The sequence below is a fragment of the Cyanobacterium aponinum PCC 10605 genome (assembly GCF_000317675.1).
Classification (GTDB): Bacteria; Cyanobacteriota; Cyanobacteriia; order Cyanobacteriales; family Cyanobacteriaceae; genus PCC-10605.
Window position 1 is genome coordinate 2,461,120 of record NC_019776.1, and the last position, 20,722, is coordinate 2,481,841.

The 20,722-nt window shown below is 35.6% G+C and carries 21 protein-coding genes; 7 read left to right on the top strand and 14 right to left on the bottom strand.

Annotated elements, in window-relative coordinates; all coding sequences use genetic code 11:
- Positions 1-158 precede the first annotated feature (158 nt).
- Positions 159-2,639, top strand: a complete 2,481-nt coding sequence (locus CYAN10605_RS10170) for a TonB-dependent siderophore receptor (RefSeq protein ID WP_241212759.1) — start codon at positions 159-161, stop codon at positions 2,637-2,639.
- Here CYAN10605_RS10170 and CYAN10605_RS10175 read toward each other — a convergent pair.
- Both CYAN10605_RS10175 and CYAN10605_RS10180 read right to left on the bottom strand, forming a co-directional pair.
- Positions 2,636-2,857, bottom strand: a complete 222-nt coding sequence (locus CYAN10605_RS10175) for a hypothetical protein (protein WP_015219854.1) — start codon at positions 2,855-2,857, stop codon at positions 2,636-2,638. The two genes, CYAN10605_RS10170 and CYAN10605_RS10175, sit on opposite strands and share 4 nt — an antisense overlap.
- Positions 2,858-2,861: 4 nt before the next feature.
- Complete coding sequence (locus CYAN10605_RS10180) at positions 2,862-3,095, bottom strand: hypothetical protein (RefSeq protein ID WP_015219855.1); 234 nt, start codon at positions 3,093-3,095, stop codon at positions 2,862-2,864.
- 60 nt (positions 3,096-3,155) lie between these two features.
- Between CYAN10605_RS10180 and CYAN10605_RS10185 the strand changes: the two genes are divergently transcribed.
- Complete coding sequence (locus CYAN10605_RS10185; RefSeq protein ID WP_015219856.1) at positions 3,156-4,181, top strand: iron-siderophore ABC transporter substrate-binding protein; 1,026 nt, start codon at positions 3,156-3,158, stop codon at positions 4,179-4,181.
- 12 nt (positions 4,182-4,193) lie between these two features.
- Positions 4,194-5,426, top strand: a complete 1,233-nt coding sequence (locus CYAN10605_RS10190; RefSeq protein ID WP_015219857.1) for an MFS transporter — start codon at positions 4,194-4,196, stop codon at positions 5,424-5,426.
- Positions 5,427-5,889: 463 nt separating this feature from the next.
- Here CYAN10605_RS10190 and CYAN10605_RS10195 read toward each other — a convergent pair whose 3' ends face one another.
- The 9 genes from CYAN10605_RS10195 to CYAN10605_RS10235 form a co-directional block, all read right to left on the bottom strand.
- Complete coding sequence (locus tag CYAN10605_RS10195) at positions 5,890-7,656, bottom strand: ABC transporter ATP-binding protein (protein WP_015219858.1); 1,767 nt, start codon at positions 7,654-7,656, stop codon at positions 5,890-5,892.
- Positions 7,657-7,849: 193 nt separating this feature from the next.
- The gene (locus CYAN10605_RS10200) at positions 7,850-8,314 is read right to left on the bottom strand and encodes a PIN domain-containing protein (protein ID WP_015219859.1); all 465 of its coding nucleotides are present in this window, start codon (positions 8,312-8,314) and stop codon (positions 7,850-7,852) included.
- Complete coding sequence (locus CYAN10605_RS10205) at positions 8,314-8,547, bottom strand: hypothetical protein (RefSeq protein WP_241212760.1); 234 nt, start codon at positions 8,545-8,547, stop codon at positions 8,314-8,316. The genes CYAN10605_RS10200 and CYAN10605_RS10205 overlap by 1 nt, the downstream gene beginning before the upstream one ends.
- Positions 8,548-8,735: 188 nt before the next feature.
- Positions 8,736-9,050, bottom strand: a complete 315-nt coding sequence (locus tag CYAN10605_RS10210; RefSeq protein WP_015219861.1) for a DUF1636 family protein — start codon at positions 9,048-9,050, stop codon at positions 8,736-8,738.
- Between the two features lie 4 nt (positions 9,051-9,054).
- Positions 9,055-9,951, bottom strand: coding sequence for an iron-siderophore ABC transporter substrate-binding protein (locus CYAN10605_RS10215; RefSeq protein ID WP_206536250.1), 897 nt, complete (start codon positions 9,949-9,951; stop codon positions 9,055-9,057).
- Positions 9,952-10,055: 104 nt separating this feature from the next.
- Positions 10,056-12,545, bottom strand: a complete 2,490-nt coding sequence (locus CYAN10605_RS10220) for a TonB-dependent siderophore receptor (protein WP_015219863.1) — start codon at positions 12,543-12,545, stop codon at positions 10,056-10,058.
- Positions 12,546-12,684: 139 nt separating this feature from the next.
- The gene (locus CYAN10605_RS10225; RefSeq protein ID WP_015219864.1) at positions 12,685-13,017 is read right to left on the bottom strand and encodes a type II toxin-antitoxin system RelE family toxin; all 333 of its coding nucleotides are present in this window, start codon (positions 13,015-13,017) and stop codon (positions 12,685-12,687) included.
- Positions 13,018-13,020: 3 nt separating this feature from the next.
- Positions 13,021-13,257: a hypothetical protein gene (locus CYAN10605_RS10230; RefSeq protein ID WP_015219865.1), complete on the bottom strand. Its 237-nt coding sequence runs from the start codon at positions 13,255-13,257 to the stop codon at positions 13,021-13,023.
- Between the two features lie 52 nt (positions 13,258-13,309).
- Entirely contained in the window at positions 13,310-14,323 is a 1,014-nt protein-coding gene (locus tag CYAN10605_RS10235) for a helix-turn-helix transcriptional regulator (protein WP_015219866.1), read from the bottom strand.
- Positions 14,324-14,778: 455 nt separating this feature from the next.
- On the opposite strand from CYAN10605_RS10235, the gene CYAN10605_RS18580 reads away from it, so the two are divergent.
- Positions 14,779-14,988: a hypothetical protein gene (locus CYAN10605_RS18580; protein ID WP_150108949.1), complete on the top strand. Its 210-nt coding sequence runs from the start codon at positions 14,779-14,781 to the stop codon at positions 14,986-14,988.
- A gap of 368 nt (positions 14,989-15,356) precedes the next feature.
- Positions 15,357-16,409 (top strand): MORN repeat-containing protein, encoded by a 1,053-nt coding sequence (locus tag CYAN10605_RS10240; protein WP_015219867.1) that lies wholly within the window; start codon positions 15,357-15,359, stop codon positions 16,407-16,409.
- A 139-nt stretch (positions 16,410-16,548) separates the two neighbouring features.
- Here the strand turns inward: CYAN10605_RS10240 and gshB are convergent, their stop codons facing one another.
- Positions 16,549-17,514: a glutathione synthase gene (gshB, locus tag CYAN10605_RS10245; protein ID WP_015219868.1), complete on the bottom strand. Its 966-nt coding sequence runs from the start codon at positions 17,512-17,514 to the stop codon at positions 16,549-16,551.
- A gap of 1 nt (position 17,515) precedes the next feature.
- Complete coding sequence (gene grxC, locus CYAN10605_RS10250) at positions 17,516-17,776, bottom strand: glutaredoxin 3 (protein WP_041922811.1); 261 nt, start codon at positions 17,774-17,776, stop codon at positions 17,516-17,518.
- A 437-nt stretch (positions 17,777-18,213) separates the two neighbouring features.
- On the opposite strand from grxC, the gene CYAN10605_RS10255 reads away from it, so the two are divergent.
- On the top strand, positions 18,214-18,525 hold the full coding sequence (locus CYAN10605_RS10255) for a slr1957 family protein (protein ID WP_015219870.1): 312 nt from the start codon (positions 18,214-18,216) through the stop codon (positions 18,523-18,525).
- Between the two features lie 196 nt (positions 18,526-18,721).
- Here CYAN10605_RS10255 and CYAN10605_RS10260 read toward each other — a convergent pair whose 3' ends face one another.
- Positions 18,722-19,324: a superoxide dismutase gene (locus CYAN10605_RS10260; RefSeq protein WP_015219871.1), complete on the bottom strand. Its 603-nt coding sequence runs from the start codon at positions 19,322-19,324 to the stop codon at positions 18,722-18,724.
- Between the two features lie 532 nt (positions 19,325-19,856).
- On the opposite strand from CYAN10605_RS10260, the gene CYAN10605_RS10265 reads away from it, so the two are divergent.
- The gene (locus tag CYAN10605_RS10265; RefSeq protein WP_015219872.1) at positions 19,857-20,687 is read left to right on the top strand and encodes a M48 family metallopeptidase; all 831 of its coding nucleotides are present in this window, start codon (positions 19,857-19,859) and stop codon (positions 20,685-20,687) included.
- Positions 20,688-20,722: the final 35 nt, after the last annotated feature.

Below are 20,722 nucleotides of genomic sequence, written 5' to 3' on the forward strand. Positions count from 1 at the left end.
ATTGCTAAAAAAGTCTGTTTCACAAAGAAAAAAGTCCGTTTCACAAAGATTAGTCTTGCTTAAATCCCCTATCATTTACTGACTAATAATAAATATTTGCATTAATTAGGGTAAGTGAGGCAAAAAATAAAATGAAGAAAATTGGGCAAAATCTTTCAATGACAGTACTTACAGTCAGTTTATTCTGTCCATCGGTGTTGGCACAGGAAACTAATATTATCGAGCAAAATATTATCAATAACTCTCCAGCAGAAACGACACAGAATAACATTATTGAAATTAACAATATTGAAGTAACACAAACAGAAGAAGGTATTAACCTTTTATTACAAACTAATGAGCAATTATCATCTCCTGAGATTACCATTACAGAAAATGCTCTTATTGCGGATATTCCTAACGTCGTGCTTAATCTGGCAACGGGAGAAGAATTTTTACTTAGTAATCCAGTGGAAGGTATTGCTTTAATTAATGTGGTCAATCTGCCCGATAATCGAGTCAGAGTAAGTATTACAGGTACAAACGCTCCCCCCGTTGTGGACATTCAAACAAGCCTATCAGAGACGATTTTAACTGCTAAACAAGGCACATCTACAGGGGAAACAGAGAGTTCGATCGAAATCATCGCTACCGCAGAAGCACAGCAGGAAAATAATTATTTTGTACCCTCAGCAAGTACCGCAACTCGCACAGATACGCCAATTCTTGATACACCTCAATCAATTCAAGTTGTACCTCAACAAGTATTAAGAGATCAACAGGTGATTCGGGTGGACGATGCTTTGCGCAATGTTAGTAACGTGATTGGACGTTTAAGTCCTTTCGGTGCTAGTACAAGCCTTACCATTAGGGGATTTACTAGCGATAACTTTACGGGAGGGCCAATTTTGCGGGATGGTTTTCGAGTAAATGATAATCTTGGCACTCAAGAAACCGCTAACGTGGAAAGAGTAGAGGTATTAAAGGGGCCTTCTTCCGTACTTTATGGACAAAACGATCCAGGGGGTATTATTAATTTAGTCACCAAAAGACCGTTATTTGAGCCGTTTTATGAGGTAGGTTTACAGGTAGGAAGTTATACTCTTATTCGTCCGACGATCGACATTTCAGGCCCTTTAACGGAAGACAAATCATTGCGTTATCGTTTAAACTTTGCCTACTTTAATGATGCAGGTTTCCGAGATTTTACGGTGGATACTCAAAGACTTTTTATTGCTCCTGTATTAACGTGGGATATTGGTGACAAAACCAGTTTTACGGTGCTTTTAGAATATACTGATGAGCAAAACCCCTTTGACTTAGGTATTCCGGCAAGAGGAAAAGGAGTATTTAATGTGCCATCTAGTCGAGTTGTCGGTGAGCTTGATGATACATTAAAAAATACCACTATCAACGTTGGCTATGATTTTAAACATGAATTTAACGATGACTGGACTTTTAATCATGGTTTTCGTTACATTAATCAGAATTATAATGTGTTCCCCTTATTGCCATTTTTTGTGGATGAAAAGACGGGTAATATTAGTTTATTTTATGCTGATCGCTCTTATCGTTCCGATGATTATACCATTCAAACCAATGTGGTAGGGAATTTTAAGACAGGTTCGGTGAAACATACTCTTTTAGCGGGATTAGACTTAAATTTTAATCGTTTTGATGAGCAATATACGAGAGTTGATTTTAGTACTCCAGTTTTATTTAATATTTTTGATCCTGTTTATGGGGCTATTCCTCGCCCTGATTTAAGTGAGTTAGAACCTTTCGCACCCTTTGATACTCAGTACGATCGCTATGGAGTATTTCTGCAAGACCAGGTTAATTTCGGAGATAAATTTATTTTAGTCGGTAGTATTCGTTATGATGTGATCGATTTTCGTATTAATCCGAACTATGACGCAACCTCAGTAAACAGATCAGACAATAAATGGAGTCCAAGGGTGGGATTTATTTATAAGCCCATAGAAACCGTATCAATTTATGGTAATTATTCCCAATCCTTTAAGCCTAATTTTGGTTCAGATTCTAAGGGTAACGCCTTTGAGCCAGAGACGGCAGAAGGTTTTGAGGTAGGGGTAAAAGCAGAATTTTTAGAAGGAAAAATGTTTACTACTTTAGCTTATTTTGATATTACTAAGCAAAATGTGGTAACGGCAGATCCAGTGAATCCTCTGTTTTCCGTACTTTCAGGGGAACAGCGCTCTCAGGGGTTTGAGCTTGATATAGCAGGGGAAATCTTACCCGGTTGGAGAATTATTGCAAACTATGCTTATACCGATGCCAGAGTTACTAAAGACAATACTATCCCTGTAGGTAATCGTTTATTTAATGCCCCTTATAACAGTGCTGGATTATGGACTACTTATGAGTTTCAAGAAGGCGATGTGAAAGGTTTAGGATTTGGTTTAGGTTTTAACTATGTGGGCGATCGCTACGGTGATTTAGCTAACAGTTACAAAGTAGGGGATTATTTTGTGACGAATATGGCTGTTTTTTATAATCAGGAAGATTGGCGTATTGCCCTTAATGTTAATAATCTTTTTGATGTTAAGTATATCAGTAGTACTTTTAATTCTCGAAATTTTGGTAATGCTTTTGGGCAACCTTTGACAGTGATTGGTTCGGTGTCGATTAAGTTTTAAGCTACTACTAAGAGGGATTTTTGGACATCGATGGGTAACTCAATTAGTGAGAAATAAGTGGCAGGATATAAGTAATCTTCTCCACTTTCATCAATGATTCTTAAATCTCCATCGAGTTGTGCTTCTTCATCAGGAATAACACGATAAATTTTATGTAATTCTAAGGAGGCAGGATAATTTTGATTGTTTAAACAGACTGCAAATTGATAATTTTTCATAGTCTTAATCTAAATAACGTTTTCTTTTTATTTCTCTTTTGCCAATGCCATGTGCTTCGTACCAATGTATTTCTGCTTTTCTAATTTTACCATTCGTTAAACGAATTGTTGCTATGCCCTTGAGTTTACGCCAACGCTTTCCACCATAAATCTTACGAAGACGATCGAGATCTCGAATTGAATTACCAACAGCTATGTTTTCAATTTCAGTAATATTGCTGATAATTTCAAAGTCCATCAATTTATTTTTGTCAAAGTAATTGGTTTAATTTTATGGTCAATATTAAGAATTATTTATATGAGAAACTTTAACTATTTTTTTCGGCTAATTATTGGTTTTTTCTTAATTTCTTGTACTAGGAATACTTCTACTTCTATCTCTAATAATAATGATGATAATTGTCGTTCGATTAGCCATCAAATGGGGGAAGCGAAGATATGTGATGAACCAAAAAGAATTGTAGCATTGGGGCCTAATGTTTTAGAACCTCTTTTAGCTTTACAAGTTCAAGCCATTGCTTTTGCTGATCATATCGGTTTTTATACCAAAGATTATACCAATCCTTTAGAACAAATCCCCTATTTAGGAAAGTATATCAATGAGTCCATGACTAATGTGGGTATTGCTTATACTCCCAATATTGAACAGATTTTAAAGGTTAAACCAGACTTGATTTTAGGGGTTGAAATCAATAACGCTAGTCAATACGAAATGTTATCAAAAATCGCTCCTACTCTCATTTTAGATTGGGATAAACCAATGGAAAATATGAAGACGATCGCCCAAGCAGTTAACCGTGAAACTCAAGCGGAAGAACTATTACAAACAACTCAAGCTCAAATAGCAAAGGCAAAAACAGAATTTGCTCCCGTAGTCAAGAAACATCCGAAAGTGCTTTTACTCTATGCGAAAGGATTACAAGAATTAATTTCTGATAATTCAAGGGGGCTTTGTAGTTCATTGGTGAAGGATTTAGGGTTTCAACTGGTATCGCCACCGAAATCGAACCCTTCTCAGCCTGATACTCGCACCCCTATTTCCCTTGAAATTTTACCTCAATTAGAAAAAGCGGACTCCATCATCTTGTTAGGGTATAACTTCAGCCAACCAGAAACCCTCAAGGATATAGACAATTTTGCACAACATCAACTGACTGAGACACAACAAGCATGGGCAAAAAACGAAATCGCCCAATCTTTAGAAGCTAGTAAAGAAGGGAGAGTTTATTATATTCCTGCTTATATGTGTCTTGGTTTAACAGGTGCGATCGGCACAGAATTATACCTTAACGAGCTTAAAACACAACTACTACCAAAATTATAACCCTTTGCGCCTTTGCGTGAGATATTTTTTAATGTGAAAACCTTTATTATTCTTTGGTTAGGGCAATTATTTTCCGCCGTGGGTAGTGCCATGACTTACTTTACCCTCACTCTATGGGTGTGGCAAAAAACCGAATCTGCCACTGCGATCGCACTTATCCTTGTATTTTATCAATTACCCCAAGTGATCATTACTCCTTTAACGGGTATTTTAATCGATCGAACCTCTCGCAAACAATTATTAATTATCAGCGATACAGGTTCGGCATTTTGTACTATTTCCGTAGGGATTCTCGCCTTTTTGGGGACTCTGCAAGTATGGCATATTTATCTCATTGCTTCGGTTATTGGTTGCTTTGGTAATATTCAATCTCTTACCTACTCTACCCTTATCCCCCTGATTTTGCCCGAAAAACATCACACTCGTGCTAGTAGTATGGGAGCGATGGTGGTTTACGGTGCGGGGATTATTTCCCCAGCTTTGGCTGGTGTTTTATTTCCCCTGATAGGTTTATTCGGTATTACCTTAATTGATATGGGAACATTTGCGATCGCATTTTGTTTTATCCTGATGATCCATATTCCTCATACTATCAAACAAGATCAAGAAAAAGTTAATCACCTCTCCAATTTAACCTTTGGATTTCGTTATATTTACTCCCATCCTGAATTGTTATCAATGGTGATAATGGTATCTTTATTTAGCTTTTTCAATGATATTAGCGAAACTCTATATCAACCGATGATATTAGCCAAAACTGACAGTAATAGCCAAATTTTGGGCATAGTGGTAGCTGGAGGAGGTTTGGGTGGAGTAGTGGGGGGATTAATAGTTAGTGTGTGGGGAGGATTCAAAAAACTTAGACGAGGTATTTTTACGGGTTTTTTAGGCACTGGAATAAGTATCTTAATTTTGGCTTTAGCTTCTTTACCTAGTTTTTGGATTATAGCAAGATTTGCATGGTCGTTTCATCACCCTTTGATGATGAGTTCTTATATGGCTATATGGTATGCTAAAATTCCTCATCATTTACAAGGTAGGGTTTTTGGTGCTGATTATCTCATTGGTATTCTAGTTACAACTTGCTCTAGTTTAACCGCAGGAGTATTGAGCGATCGCATTTTTGAACCTTTGCTACAATCACAATATTCCTTACCTTCAGGTAGTGGTATGGCTTTCTTGATCGCAATAAGTGCCACTATAATTATTTTAGTTAGCAGTAAAGTGGCAAATATTCTTGATTAGTGCAAGATTAACTCTCAGAATTCGGGGCTAAGAGTTAAAGCTGAAGGAGGGATAATAACTCTAAAAACCTTATAGGTAGCAGGTAGCAGGTGTTAGGTGTTAGATTTTGTATCCACTAATATTTATCATTATCTCTATTTACTCAATGGTTCAAATAATAGGCAAAACTATTGTATTATCAACATTTTGAGATAATATGTAATATGTCTGGCTATTTATTTCGTAAAGACAAAATACTATTCATGTACTTGAAACCTGAAACCTGAAACCTGAAACCTAAAACCTACCCTTCGCTACCCTCTTAAATGGTTATTGTCGCCCTAGGGATTTTATTTTAGTCGAAGAATTGTCGATCGCACTGCGGTTTTATTGAGTTGGAAACGATTATAACCCATTTTGAAGAACACCTGTTATGATGTTAATCTTTTGGTAGGTAAGAGTTTGAGACCTATTCAGTAAACCCCTAATTAATTCCCGACTGCACCGCCCAAAGGCTATGATAAATTCCTTCTAATGCTAATAATTCTTCATGTTTTCCTTGCTCGACTATTTGCCCTTTATCCATGACATAAATGCGATCGCAATTCCTTATAGTTGAAAGACGATGGGCGATGGCAATAGTTGTTCTATCTTTAGTAATCACTTGCAACGATTTTTGGATAGCGGCTTCGGTTTCGTTATCCACTGCGGAGGTAGCCTCATCTAAGATTAAAATAGGGGGATTTTTTAGGATGCCCCTGGCGATCGCAATGCGTTGTCTTTGTCCTCCTGAAAGTTTTTGCCCTCTTTCTCCTACGATGGTATCGTATCCTTGGGGTAATTGTTGAATAAAGTCATCACATTCTGCTAATTTGGCCGCTTGGATGATTTCTGTTAAAGTAGCGTCAAAGTTACCATAAGCGATATTTTCAGCTACCGTGCCATGAAATAAAAACACATCCTGACTTACCCATGCGATCGCCTTTCTGAGATCATGTAAATATAATTCTTGGATATTAACACCATCAATGGTAATTTCTCCGTGATCAATTTCATAAAATCTTAGTAATAATTTAACTAAAGTGCTTTTTCCTGAACCTGTTGCCCCGACAATACCGATATTACTCTTAGCTCGAATGTCCATGGATAAATTTTTTAGCACTTTTACCCCATTGTCATAAGCAAAATTCACATTGACGATGGAAATTTCCCCCTTTATTGGTGTGGAGAAGGTTTTATTTCCTGAATGAATCCTAATAGGAGTATCAAGTAAACCCATGACTCGCCGAATAGAAGCCATTGCCCTTTGATATTGATCCATCAATTCGCTTAAAGTAGCAAAAGGCCATAAAAGATATTGAACGATAAACACCATAAAGCCGTAAGTGCCTACGGTTAATTGATTCTGACTGACAGCAACCCCCCCAAAAAATAAGGTTGCGATAAACCCCATGACGATGATTAAACGAATAGCAGGAATAAAAACAGAAGAAAGGGCGATCGCACTTCGGTTACTACGGCGATAGGCTTCGCTTTCATTTTTTACCCTCGATTGTTCATAAATTTCGGCGGTAAAACTTTTGATGGTTGCAATGCCCGAAATATTGTTAGCTAGACGAGTATTAATCAATCCTGCTTTATCCCTTACATCTGCATAAAGAGGGGCAAGTCGTTTTTGAAATGCCAATGATCCCCATAAAATAAAAGGAATAGGTAAAATAGCTAACCATGCCACTTGGGGAGCAATTAGTATAAAAGAACCACCTACAAAAATTATGGTGGTGATAAAGCGAATAATACTTTCCGCACCCGAATCCAAAAACCTTTCCAGTTGGTTAATATCGTCATTTAAGATAGATAATAGCGTACCCGTTGATCGTTCTTCAAAATAGCTTAATTCTAATTCTTGTAAATGACTATAGGCATCAAATCTTAATTCATGTTGCAAAGTTTGAGCTAAATTACGCCACAGACGCTCATAAATAAACTCTGACAGTGACTCTAAACTCCATACCAATAGAGTAATCAAAGAGAGAATGGCTAATTGAGTAATGGTATTAGTGAAACCCCATTGAGCAATAAATGAATCTTCTTTTAACACCACAATATCTACTGCTACACCAATCAAGTAGGAAGGGGCAAGATCGAATATAGTATTTAAAATAGTGGCAATAGTTGCGATCGAGATTTGAGTTTGATAGTTTTTACTGTATTTTAATAGTCTGAAAAGGGGATGATTTTTTGATGACATAGTTAGATAAATTAATAGTGATGTTTAATGAAGTTGTTTTAAAAGTTTGAAATCCTCCTAAATCTTTCTTAATAAACAAGGGATTTTCATTGTATTTTCGCCTTTTTCAAGGGGATAGAGGGGATCAATATTCAAAATCAAGTCAAAATTACCACTTTTCAAACCGGTTCTAAAACCCTAGTTTTCGCCATAATTAGTTGATACTCTCAAAATACTTATTAACAAATTCAGAAGGGGTTAAACATTCAAAATCTGCAATAGCCTTAATTAAGCCTCGATTTGATGAAACAAAACAATCACATAAGCCTAATTTAGCCGTTAAGTATATTTCCACATCTTCTGTAGGGATAACTCCTTGAGAAACAATTTTGGAAGACAATTCACGCCACCTAAAATCAACATCAACGTAATGAAAATTCAATCTTGACCAAATTAAACTAATAGCAAAACCCGTTTTATCCTTATTCCATAAATATTTACCCACACGTCTAATTTGGTCTATTACTTCATGGGATAAAATAATTTCAGCATCAATGGTAGTGTTGTCTTTGCCAAAATATCCGATGGCTTTCAGTATTTTAGCCTCTGGAGAATCTACATCCTCAATGCCAATAATATAAACATTTGTATCAAGACATAAACGCTGAAGATTAAACATTATTTAGTTCTACCTTTTTCTTCGAGCATTTCTAACTTAACTTGATGAATTAAGTCCATAATTTTTTCCCTAGAATCATAACCGTTTTCTTTGGCTAACTGACGCATAGTTTGAAACTCCTCAGCTTCTTGACTTTGTTTGAAGATAATTAAATCAACTTCTCCATCACTCATTTCTAGTGGAGTTTTTATCTTTAATTCACCTTGTTTAATCTCGCCTTTTACTTGGATCATTTTCATAATTTTCTTACATTGATTATCTTATTTCTATCTATCATACTATTTCTACCTTGGGGAAATATTTTTAAAGCTTTCGTAGTAAGGGCTTTAGCCCTAATCAGAATGTGAAATTTTCCTTAACTCAACCCAAGAGGAGGAATTTGGGCGAAAATCCCAGACTGCAAATGTTCAGGTAATTTTTTCTACGGGATATTACCTTTTTTACTATGGAGATATAATTGCAGAAATTCCATTAAGGGGAGACTGCTTTCTTCTGGGGTAAGATTGACAAATAAATAAGTAGGTTTATCAACACTTCCAACGGAGACAACACAACCACGATCGCAAGCCCATAAACAGCCTATAGATCGAATTTCTATCTCATCATCGAGGAATTGTTCACTGCATAAAGCGTTTAATTTATCAAGGAAAATGTCATCATCAAAAGGGGGATTTTCGGGACGCTCTTGGGAGGCGCGATGACAGGATTTACAGACAAATAAAGTATGTTTAGCCATAATTTTAAGGAGTATTTACAAGATATTTTTCAAGATCATTAAGCACTTCATGGGCGGCAAAAATATTAAGCCCACGCCACACGGAAAAATCCACGACATATACTTGATTATTTTGTACTGCTTTGACTTTTGACCATAAAGGCTTTTGTTGTAGTTTTTCAATCACCGATCGATCATCCTTTTTCAATGGTGCGACAAAAAGAATATCACTATCAATAGTAGGTAATATTTCCTCAGAAATGGGCAAGTCATTATCCCCAGAGTCAGTAAAGAGGGGATTTAAAAATCCTAACTCATGTAAAATACCACCAGCAAAGGATTTTTGACGAGTAATGACGATTTGCCCATCAGCAACAAACATAAATGAGATTTTCGGGGGGCGATCGCCCATTAAACCTTTCAATTCTTGAATACGATTATCATAATCATCCATTAATTGATTCGCCTTTTCCGTTTGATCAAAAACCCTTCCAGCCTCCTGAAGATGTTGTTTCCAATCTCCTTTGATTTCCTCCCAAGGCAAAATTACAGTGGGTGCAATTTGTGACAATTTATCATAGATTGGCTCAAACCATGAATGAGAAATAACGAGAATTAAATCGGGTTTAAGAGATAAAAGTTTTTCCAAATTAGGCTGACCTGATGAATTACGCAAAACTTCTATGTCATCGGTTTTATTTTGAAAATAGGGAAAATCGTCTTCGATTTCAGTAGTTATCCAAGTGGCGATCGGTTTTACATCCAAAGCCAAAATAACCGCAAGAGAGTTAAAATCGAGAGTGACAATTCGTTGAGGATTAAGAGGGATACAAGTCTCACCCCTAGCGTGTTGCACGACTCGACAATCTTGATTTGATACTTGAGAATCTTTAAGACTGTTATTAACACCACAAGATAACACAGAAAATATCAAAATTCCCGATAAAAATAGTAGAAAAAAAAGGTGTTTAACCCCCCTCAATCCCCCCTTGTAAAGGTGGGAAGTTTGGCGAAGGTGGGATTGGCTTAAAACTTCCATGAAATAGTCCCCTGAACAGTAAATGGTGCGCCATAAGAAACCCTTAAGTTATTGAAAGCATTTTCAAAATAGTCTGTGTCAAAGAGGTTTTTAATATTGATTGCGGCACTAAAATTATTACGCCTATAAAAAATAGCCGCATCAGTTCTTAAATAATTAGGAACTTCAAATGTATTGCCCGTATCTCCAGCGCGATCGCCCACATAAAACAACCCCAAACCAAAACCCAAACCTTGTAAATCTCCTTCTTGAATTTCGTAAGTTGTCCATAAACTAGCCGCATTAGCTGTTGTTCCTTGTATTCGGTTGCCTACAGGGATACTGTTATCTTGAGTTACACGACCGTCATTATAGGCATAACTAGCAATAATATTCCACCCTGACAAAATTTCACCTGCAACACTAAGTTCTATTCCTTGACTATTTTGTTCTCCTGTTTGAATAGAAAAGCCTATATTATTGGGATCGCTAGTTAAAACGTTTGATTGAGTAATATCATAAAATGCCAAGGTAGCTGAAAGTCTCTCATTCAAATTTGCTTTTACTCCAACTTCATATTGTGTACCTCTAGTGGGTTCAAAGTTACTGCCATCAAAAGCCGTACCGATCGCAGGCTCGAATGAGCGACTAAAATTAAAATAAAGGGAAATAGGTTTAATTGGCTGATAAACAATACCCACACGAGGACTAAAAGCACTTCCTGATTGACTTGTCTCCGTATCTGCCAGAAAATCTTTATTAGTTTGCATGAAAGTATCAAATCTACCACTGATGAGTAACTTTAAGTTTTCTGTAATTGTTACCTGATCTTGTAATAAGATACCAAGTTCATCTGTGACGGTATTGGTATCAAGTTCAAATGTAACAACTCCTGCCGGTTGACCGTAAATAGGATTAAATAAATCTATAGGCGCGCCTGATCTCCCCGTGAATTTGAGACTATTATTTAATCTTCCCAAATCAATACCAAAGAGTAATTGATGTGCGATCGAACCAGTTAAAAATTTTCCTGCCAAGTTGGTTGTAAATCTATAGTCACGATAACGATCATTGAGATCATTAGCTGTTCTTAGTAATGTGCGATTATCACTTAGAAGTTGAGAACCAATATTAATACCAATACCATCATAGTTAAGGTATCCGTATCGAAAAACGTTGTTAAGTGATAAATTCTCATTAAATTTATGTTCTAACCTATATCCAATCCTAGCAGTAGTAACATCAAGATCACCCTCATTCGTAATGCGGGTATTGGGTATTTGCCCGTTGGGATTAGAAAATATTGTCCCAATGGCGGGTAAACCTAAATTGTAGTCTTCTTGTTCTAAATACTTATAAATTCCCTCAACAGTCAGATTTGTATTTTCTCCCAGTTCCAGACTTAAAACCGGTGCAATTACTAGATTTCTTGTTTGACTCCGTTCAGTGAAAAATCCTTGATCTCGATAAGATGCGTTAAGTCGATATAATACTTTTTCCTCCTCATCTAATGGACCAGATAAGTCCACTTCACCACGATAAAAGTCAAAACTACCAAAGGTTGCCTCTACAAAATAATAGGGATCCCTTAAAGGTTGTTTTGTGACAAAATTAACCGTACCACCTGGGGAAGTTGCACCCAAAATAACAGAGTTTGGCCCTCCAATAACTTCAATTCTTTCAATTCCTGTTAAATCAGGTCCAACATTGGATGATAAGCCGTTCGTCTCCTTTATTCCATTCAGAGTAGGTTGACTAAAAAATCCCCTAACTCGCAGTCGCAACGAATCGAAATTAGAAGGTGCAGAGTTACGAACACTAGGTGCATTAAGAAGTGCATCAGAAACATCTGATCGTTGATCTCTTATTACCTGTTGGGGAATAACCTGAATAGATTGAGGAATATCCTGTAAGGATGTTTCCGTGCGAGTTGCGGTGGAAGTATCTGGCACAAAATAACCTGTATCCTCCTGCCCTTCTTGAGTTGCCACAACTTCAATTTCTGTTTCGGATGTTGCCGTATCTCCTGCCGTCAAACTCAAAACTAAATTACTTTCAGAGGGTACAACTTGAGCCGTGGGAATCCCTGTTTTACCAGTGACAATAATTCTGATAGCGTTATTATCCAAAGGAGTTGCCCTAATTTCTGAAATCTGATCACTCGGATTTTCTGCCCTAAACTCCTCACCATCGGAAAGGGCTAACACGACATCTAAAACATCAATAATTAGAGTATTTTCCTGAGTGTAAATTAGGGGTTGTAATTTTGATAAGGATTCGGTTTCAAGAATAATTTGTAATCCAGTCTCCGAAGGTTCGAGCTTAATACCTCTAATTTCTACTATTTCTTGAGCTAAAAGTAACTCTGCTTTCTGAGCAATGGGTTCAATTTTACTCAGTCTAAGTACTTTTGATTCTTCCGCTTTAACGGAAATATCAATCAATAAAGTAATAGTGACTATAGGCAACAGATAAAGAAAAAACCGATTTAATTGCATTGATTTAATTATACTTCCTCACACTAAACTAGAATTATTAAGAAAAATTGTTAATTAGATGATAAGGAATATATAATTTTAATTTGAACGCCAGACGGATTTTTTTTTGAACGGTACAGGGATTAAAAGCTCACTTTAGTTAATTTAAGGTTTCTTTAATAATTTTTTCTATTTCCTGAACTGTAATATTAGCAGTATCCGACTTGGCGTAAATGAGTAAAAGTAAGACAATTTCACCAGAAATTACCTGATAAATTATTCTATATCCTCCACTTTTTCCTGTGGGAATATCTGTATTTTTAGCTCTTACTTTGAAAATTGTTTGCTGTACACCTTTAATTTGATTCCCAACAAAATTTCCTTTTTGTAACTCTTTAACAGTAGGTTGAATATCGTTTTTGATGTTGCGATAACGTTTTGCTAATTGTTTAAGCTGACGTTGAAAAGGAAGAGTGTAACGAATTTCTGTCATTTTCTATTCTATTCCTTCCCAAAGTTCTTCTAAGGGAAAAGTTTTACCTTCTTGTGCATCTAATAGACTTTGTTTTAATTCAGCAATTAATTCTGCTTTTGTATTACTATTTTCCGATAATTTTTCGTTTAATAAGCTGATAAGTTTTTCCCAAACTATTAAGGGTATTAAAACATCAGTTTTTTGTCCTTTTTCATTAGTTAAAAAACGAACTTTATGTTCTAAGTATTTAATATTCATAGATAGATATTTATAAAAAATTTTATATGATTCAGGGTTATGTATTTTATTATTAATTATATATCTTTTGAAACTGTTTAGGGTTAACTCCATATTTTTGACGAAACGCAGAAGCAAAATAACTACGACTATTAAAACCTACTTTCAATGCCACATCTTCAACTTTCATTTCTCCTGATGTTAGTAACTGTTTAGCTTGTTCGAGTCGATAATCGTGTAAATATTTGAAGGTTGATGTGCCGAATAGTTCCCTAAATCCTCGCTTTAATTTAAAATCATTTAATCCTACTCGTCTTGATAATTCCATTAAAGTGGGAGGGTTTTCTAAGTTTTTTAATAAAATTTCTTTTGCTTGATATATTCTGTCAATATCACTTAAATTTCCTGTTTGTAAACGGCAATCTTGAAGCTGATTTTGCTGAAATTGTTGACAATGAAGGGCTATTAACTCTACTGATTTGCTTTCCAAATATATCTGTTTCATAAAACCCTGGTAAGGGCAATTTAAGATTTGTCGTAATATTTTTTGCATCTCCCTTGTAATGTTACCTTGATCATAATAAGGTTGCGTTTGTTTTTCTACTAAAGTTTGACGCAAAAAAGGGGGGATTTGAGATAAATCTTCTTGGGAAAAACTATTAAAAAACTTTTGTGGCTCAATTTCTATATAAATGCGACTGAACTTTTCTCCTTTTGTCCACCATTCTGTTTCTTTGACATCACAATTACAATCTGAGTAATATCTACCGATAGATTCCTCACTTTTACCTGTTAAACCATGACGCTCAATTCTGACTTTTCCCGACAAGAAAAAACTTAACCCGAATAGAGGTTGATTTAATTTATCTCTTAGAATAACTAGATCATCGCTAAATTCTACTTCATTGTATTCGATCGATAATCCATTGCGTAAATCAATGCCATAACAACGATTTCTACCTAAATAGGGATGTTTTCCCTGAATGATATACCCGTATTTATTCCTTGAATAAGAAATATATGTACCATTATCATGACTTTCTGCCCAAATTTCCTCCCAGTCGTTTGATGTTATGATTTTTGCCATAGTTTAATAATTACTTCTTATATTAAGCTCATCAATAGACCATAAAGCACATTACTGATCATATATCATTAAATAGAATAACATAAGTAAAAATAATTCTCATTAAAATAAAGCAAAAGTCTTAAGATAAACTTTCATCATCATCTTTTCTCATGATTTACGTACATCGAATAAAACATCGTCATTTTGAAAGTAGCAAAGATAAAAAATCTCAAAACCCTTATTTTTATTAAAAATGCGTAAGCCCAGATAAAATCTTAATGATCAAGAAGGAAGATTTGCTGGATATTTAAAAAGATAATCTATTACTCCATCTGTACCTAAAATATGACTTACCCCTATGCCATAAAATTAACATAGTAAACTCGATCGAACTTAACCGCCTTCAGACTTTTCCATAGAGAATTATTTTTAATTTCCTCAATTAAACCAGCAAAAGAATTTTTAGTATTAATATGGATTTTATCTCGTCCAAGATAGGTAAAAGATATTATTTTATCCTGATAGCGATCGCACTTATCCTTGTGTTTTATCGATTACTCCAAATTATCATTACCCCGTTAACGGGTATTTTAATCGATCGCACCTCCTATAAACAAATTATTAATTGTAATGATGCTGGTTCGGGATTTTGCATTATTTCTACAACCTTAGCGAGTGTTTGATTTCCCTAGGTAGGTTTATCTTGGTATTACCTTAATTGATATAGCCACAAAATGCGATCGCATTTTTGAATCCTTACTACAATCACAATATTCCTTACCTTCAGGTAGTGGTATGGCTTTCTTAATGGCAATAAGTGCTGTAATGATTAGTTTAATTAGCAATAAAGTTACAAAAGTTCTTAATTAATCAGAAATTAATTCAACTATAAACTAACTTTCAAATTCTAAAACCCCTTATTTTCGATTTTTTTTGGCTATTACTTGCTAATAATTATTAATTAATATAAGATATTAAGTTGATAATTAAATCAATAAATCATCTCTGCATTAGTCTTAAAAATCACATCAAAAAAGCAGAAATCATTACAATGAAAGCGAAAAATCTCTTATTAATATCCCTATTAAGTGCTATTCTCAACAACATGACGATGACATCATCGCCTGTTTTTGCTAATACTATTACTCTTCCCGATGGCGGTAAATGCGAAGGTGAGGTTTCAGGGGGTAATCTTAACGGTGAAGCCAAATGTACTTTTAGTAATGGCGATCGCTACGAGGGTAATTTTGTCGATGGGGAAAAGCAAGGTAAAGGAAAATATACTTTTGCCAATGGTGGTTACTATGAAGGTGAATTTCAAAATAGCCAATTTGAGGGGCAAGGTGTAAGAGTTTTTCCCGAAGGGGATAAGTATGAGGGAGAGTTTAAAGAAGGTAAGCCAGAAGGGAAAGGGGTTTATACCTCTACTGATGGTAGTCGCTATGAGGGAAATTTTGTCAATGGTTTGCCCCAAGGGGAAGGTACATTTATCTATAGTAATGGGGACAGTTGTACTGGAATGGTAACTGACGGTAAAATTAATGGCCAAGGTATTTGTACTTATGAAAATGGCGATCGCTATGAAGGATTATTAGTGGATAGTCAACCTCAAGGAGAAGGAATCTATACTTTTGCTGATGGCGGTATTTATCAAGGTACTTTTCAAGAAGGAAGAATCAGTGGTAAAGGTGAGCGTAAATATGCTGATGGAGATAGTTATGAGGGGGAAATAAAAAATGGTATTCCTCATGGTAAGGGTATTTATAAATTTGCAGATGGCGGAGTATATGAGGGAGATTTTGAAAACGGCAAACAAGTTGGTAAGGGTATATATAAATTTGCCAATGGTAATCGTTACGACGGCGAATTTGTGAATGGACAATTTGAGGGAGAAGGAATTTTTACTTTTGCGAATGGGGATGTCTGTCAAGGCACATTTAAAAATAATCAATTAAATGGCGATGTCATTTGCGATTATGCCAATGGAGACACCTATAAAGGAGAGTTTGTTAATGGGAAGAAAAATGGCAGAGGAGTTTATAATTTTGCTGATGGCACGGTCATTGATGGCAATTGGAAAGATGACCAACCGATAAATAATTAATAATTAACCTCAGTTCGGTTTAAGAATATTCGATAAGGTTAGGTGTCAGGTTGCAGGTGTTAGGGGTTGAATATATTCAACCCTTACGGTGATGAGGAGATGAGGGGAGACTTCTGACTCCCGACTTCTGCTTATTAACTTATTCAACTTCTAAAAGGAATTTAATCGTTTCTTGTCCTAAATTAACATGGTCTAAACGGTCTATTTCCCTAATACCAGTCGGACTGGTAACATTGATTTCCGTGAGATAACCGCCAATTACATCTATACCAACAAAAATTAAACCATCATCAAGAAGAGTAGGTGCGATCGCATCACAAATTTCCAATTCCCTCGGAGTTATTTCTGTTTGAGCTACTCTGCCACCTACAGCCATATTACCTCTAAATTCTTTACCCGTAGGAATACGATTAACTGCTCCAATGGGTTTACCCCCCAAGAGAATAATTCTTTTATCCCCTTCTTTTGCCGATGGTAAGTATTCTTGAACCATAATTGGTTCTTGTCCTTGTTTGGTGCTAATTTCAATTAAGGAGTTAAAATTGCGATCGCCTTCTTGCATAAATAAGATGCCTTCTCCCGCTTTGCCCCCCAAGGGTTTAAGGATTAAGGCTTGTTTTTCTTGTAAAAAGTCGGCAATTACTTTCTTACTTTGAGTAACAATGGTTTCAGGAATAACGTCGGTAAATTGTAGAGCGTACATTTTTTCGTTAGCCCCACGAATTCCTTGAGGAGAATTAACAACCTTTGTTTTTTGAGAATCAACTAAATCTAGGATGTAAGTAGCATAAAGATAAGCAGTTGTAACAGGCGGATCTTTACGCATTAACACTACATCACAAAATTCCAGAGGAGAAAAAAAAGCATCTCCTACTTGATACCATTCTTTTTCAGCAATCCACTTTCCTTCAATTAATTGTACAGGTTTTAAGGTGACAGGAGAAATATGACCATAGGCTTTACCACCTACAACGCTTAATTTATCAATGGTAGTAATATAAACCTCATGCCCTAAAACTTGGGCAGATTCCATCATTGCCACACTACTATCATGAGTAGGATCTAATTGTGCGATCGGATCTATAATAAAAAGAAACTTTTTCATTTTAACTATACAAAATTTGGTCTAACTTTCCAGCGCGATCGAGGGCATAAATATCATCACAACCACCAATATGTTGATCATCAATGAAAATTTGAGGTAAGCTACTACGCCCATTTGCTCTTTCCGTCATTGCCATTCTAGCGGCGTTATCTCCATCAATACAATATTCGGTAAATTCTATCTGTTTTTCTCTTAGTAAAGCCTTTGCACGGAGACAAAAAGGACAACTACTCCAAGTATAAATCTCTACTTTTGCACTCATGATTACTCGATTTTGATTAACGGTCAACATTAAGTATTGTAAAGTATATTGCTCTCATTAATCTCAGTCGTTCAGTAATAATAAGCTAAGACGCATTTAACTTACATTTTTTATTAATTTGTGAAAATGACTCAAAGTCTTAACTCTTCCCCCTTCTCCTCCCTCTTCTCGAGGGCTTACAAGGGTAGGTTTTTAAGATTTGAGTGAAGCCAAGACAGGGAAACAATAGACATCTCCATAAAATATTAATATAGGCTCGTAGTTAGGGCTTGGTTCCCTTATTTTGAGAATTGTTGGAGACGTCTAATGAATACTAAAAATCAAATAAGTAAATATACTTATAACTTTTAATATTAAATTTGATAAAGAAAATGATCTCTTAAAAAAAAGATTTGATAAGGTGAAATCATTTGTAGAAAAGATAAATTTCAGGGATGATGAAGCATTTTTGTGATGATTGGATTCAAGAGTGGTGTGATCATAATGGTTGGACAGACTGGTTTTTGGAGTGTCGTGATTATTGGGCTTTTCCCCCCCACAGTGTAATGCCTTTACCCATTCCCAAAGAAACTTTAATGGAAATTAAGGCAGAAAAAGGTTTTTCCCCAGAGGAAAAAATATGGTTGTCAATTAGTGTTGCGATTAGTATTGCGGGAGGAGTTTTCAGTTATTTTTTAAATTGTCCCATGCCTGTAGTCTTAGCCTTTGCTTTTACAGCGATTATCATCGCTAATTTTGAGTTAGATTAACTCTAGGGTTAAGGTATTTTAAGGTAGGGCAAAGGGTAAACCCCCCTTTATCCCCCCTCAAGAGGGGGGAGGGCAAAAGTGTTTAATTAACACGCTTCCCTAACACCCCAATACCCAAATCCCCCAACACCCTGAAACCTTACACCTGCAACCTGAAACCTCTTTCATAACTCAGAACTCTAAACCCCAAACTCAACTAAAGTGCCTCAGAGAAATTTTGTGCAACGAAATCCCAATTAACTAATTTTTCTATAAAATCATTGATGTAGTCAGGACGGCGATTTTGATAATCTAAATAGTAAGCGTGTTCCCAAACATCCATTGTTAAAAGAGGAATTTGATTTTTAGTAAAAGGATTATCAGCATTTGGTGTTTTTGTAACTTTTAAAGTGTCTCCATCTAACACTAACCATGCCCAACCACTACCGAATTGAGTAGCACCGGCATTTTTAAAGGCTTCTATAAATTTTTCAAAAGAACCAAAATCTGTGTTGATTTTATCTGCCAAAACACCAGTGGGATTACCTCCACCATTAGGTTTCATACATTGCCAATAAAAACTGTGATTCCATGCTTGGGCGGCATTATTAAAAATTCCTTGTTTGGAAGTGTCTTCAGCAAATTTTTTGATAATAGTTTCTATGGGTTGGTTGTCTAATTCTGTACCAGCAACGGCATCATTAAATTTATTCACATAGGCGGCATGGTGTTTATCATGATGGAATTCTAAGGTACTTTTAGAAATATAGGGTTCTAAAGCATTGTATTCATAGGGGAGATTTGGTAATTGATATGCCATAATTATTTATTTATCTTTATCGGTTACAGCATTGATCCTACCTAAATGATTTTTCTCTCACAATGCTTATCGGTGGTTGGGGGATATAGTTTTTTATTTCTCCTTTTAAGGGGAGAAGGGGAAAATCATACATAATAATTTACAGGAAATTTGTGTTAATTGATTTTCTGGCTTTTCTACAATGGTGATATTAAATTAATAGAAAAGAATTTCCGTAATGCCTACTAAATAGTATTCATCGCAAAATACAAGCTAAAAATTTATAGATTATTATTTAATAATTGCCTATCGCCTATTGCCTACCCTAACCAATAATTTACACGACGAGAAATGATCGAGCCTTTTATTTTAATGGTTAATTTTGATCTGAAAAATTATGGGGAAACTTATTAAAGAAAATTCCGTCTAATAAAATATAAGAGTTATGACAGATTCTACTTGAAAGTTTATCATTTATCGAAATATTTATGATTGATTTAATTAACTCTCAAAATCAAAAATTTATTGTTGTTTAATTATATTAATTATTGCCGTGTTTAAATATTATCGAAAGTTAGTTTATCTACTCACATCCATCTTTGTTGCTTCTAGTTTAATTATCACTGATGTGCAACCTAGTAATGCTATTCCTTGGCAGGAATTAATTTTTAGAGGTATTCAGCTTATTCAGATCAATAATATCAGTGATCAACAAGAGAGAGAAATTGGTGGTCAAATTCGCCAACAACTAATATCTCAAGGCAAAGTTAAGTTGTACAGAGATGAAAATTTATCCGCTTACGTTAATCAAATTGGACGCAGATTAGTGGCTGTCAGTGGCAGACCAAATATACCTTATCGTTTTGAAATAGTTGATAATCCTCAAGTTAATGCTTTTGCCACTATGGGAGGCTATATTTATTTACATACAGGCTTAATTACCGCCGCAGATAATGAAGCAGAATTAGCCAGTGTCATTGCCCATGAAATTGGTCATGTTGTCGCTCGTCACTCTCAAAAACAAATGCAACAACAAGCAGTAACTCAGGGTTTATTAAGTGTAGCAGGTTTAGATCGCACTCAGGTAGTACAGTTAGGGGTAGCATTAGCTGTCGATTTGCCCTATTCTCGTCAAGACGAATATGAGGCGGATACTTTGGGGTTAGAAATGTTGAAAGGGGCAGGTTATGCTCCTCAAGCTATGGTTGATTTTATGCGTAAGTTAGCCAAAACAGGGGGGCGAACTCCTACTTTACTTAGTACACACCCTGCTTCTGGAGATCGTGCGATCGCGCTTGAACAAAAAATTCCTGCTTCGAGGGGTTATCAAGGAGATGGTTTAGACGAACAAGCCTACCGCTATCAAATTCGCTCTTTACTCTAACTTCGGTTAATATTAAGAATATTTGATTTGGGTAG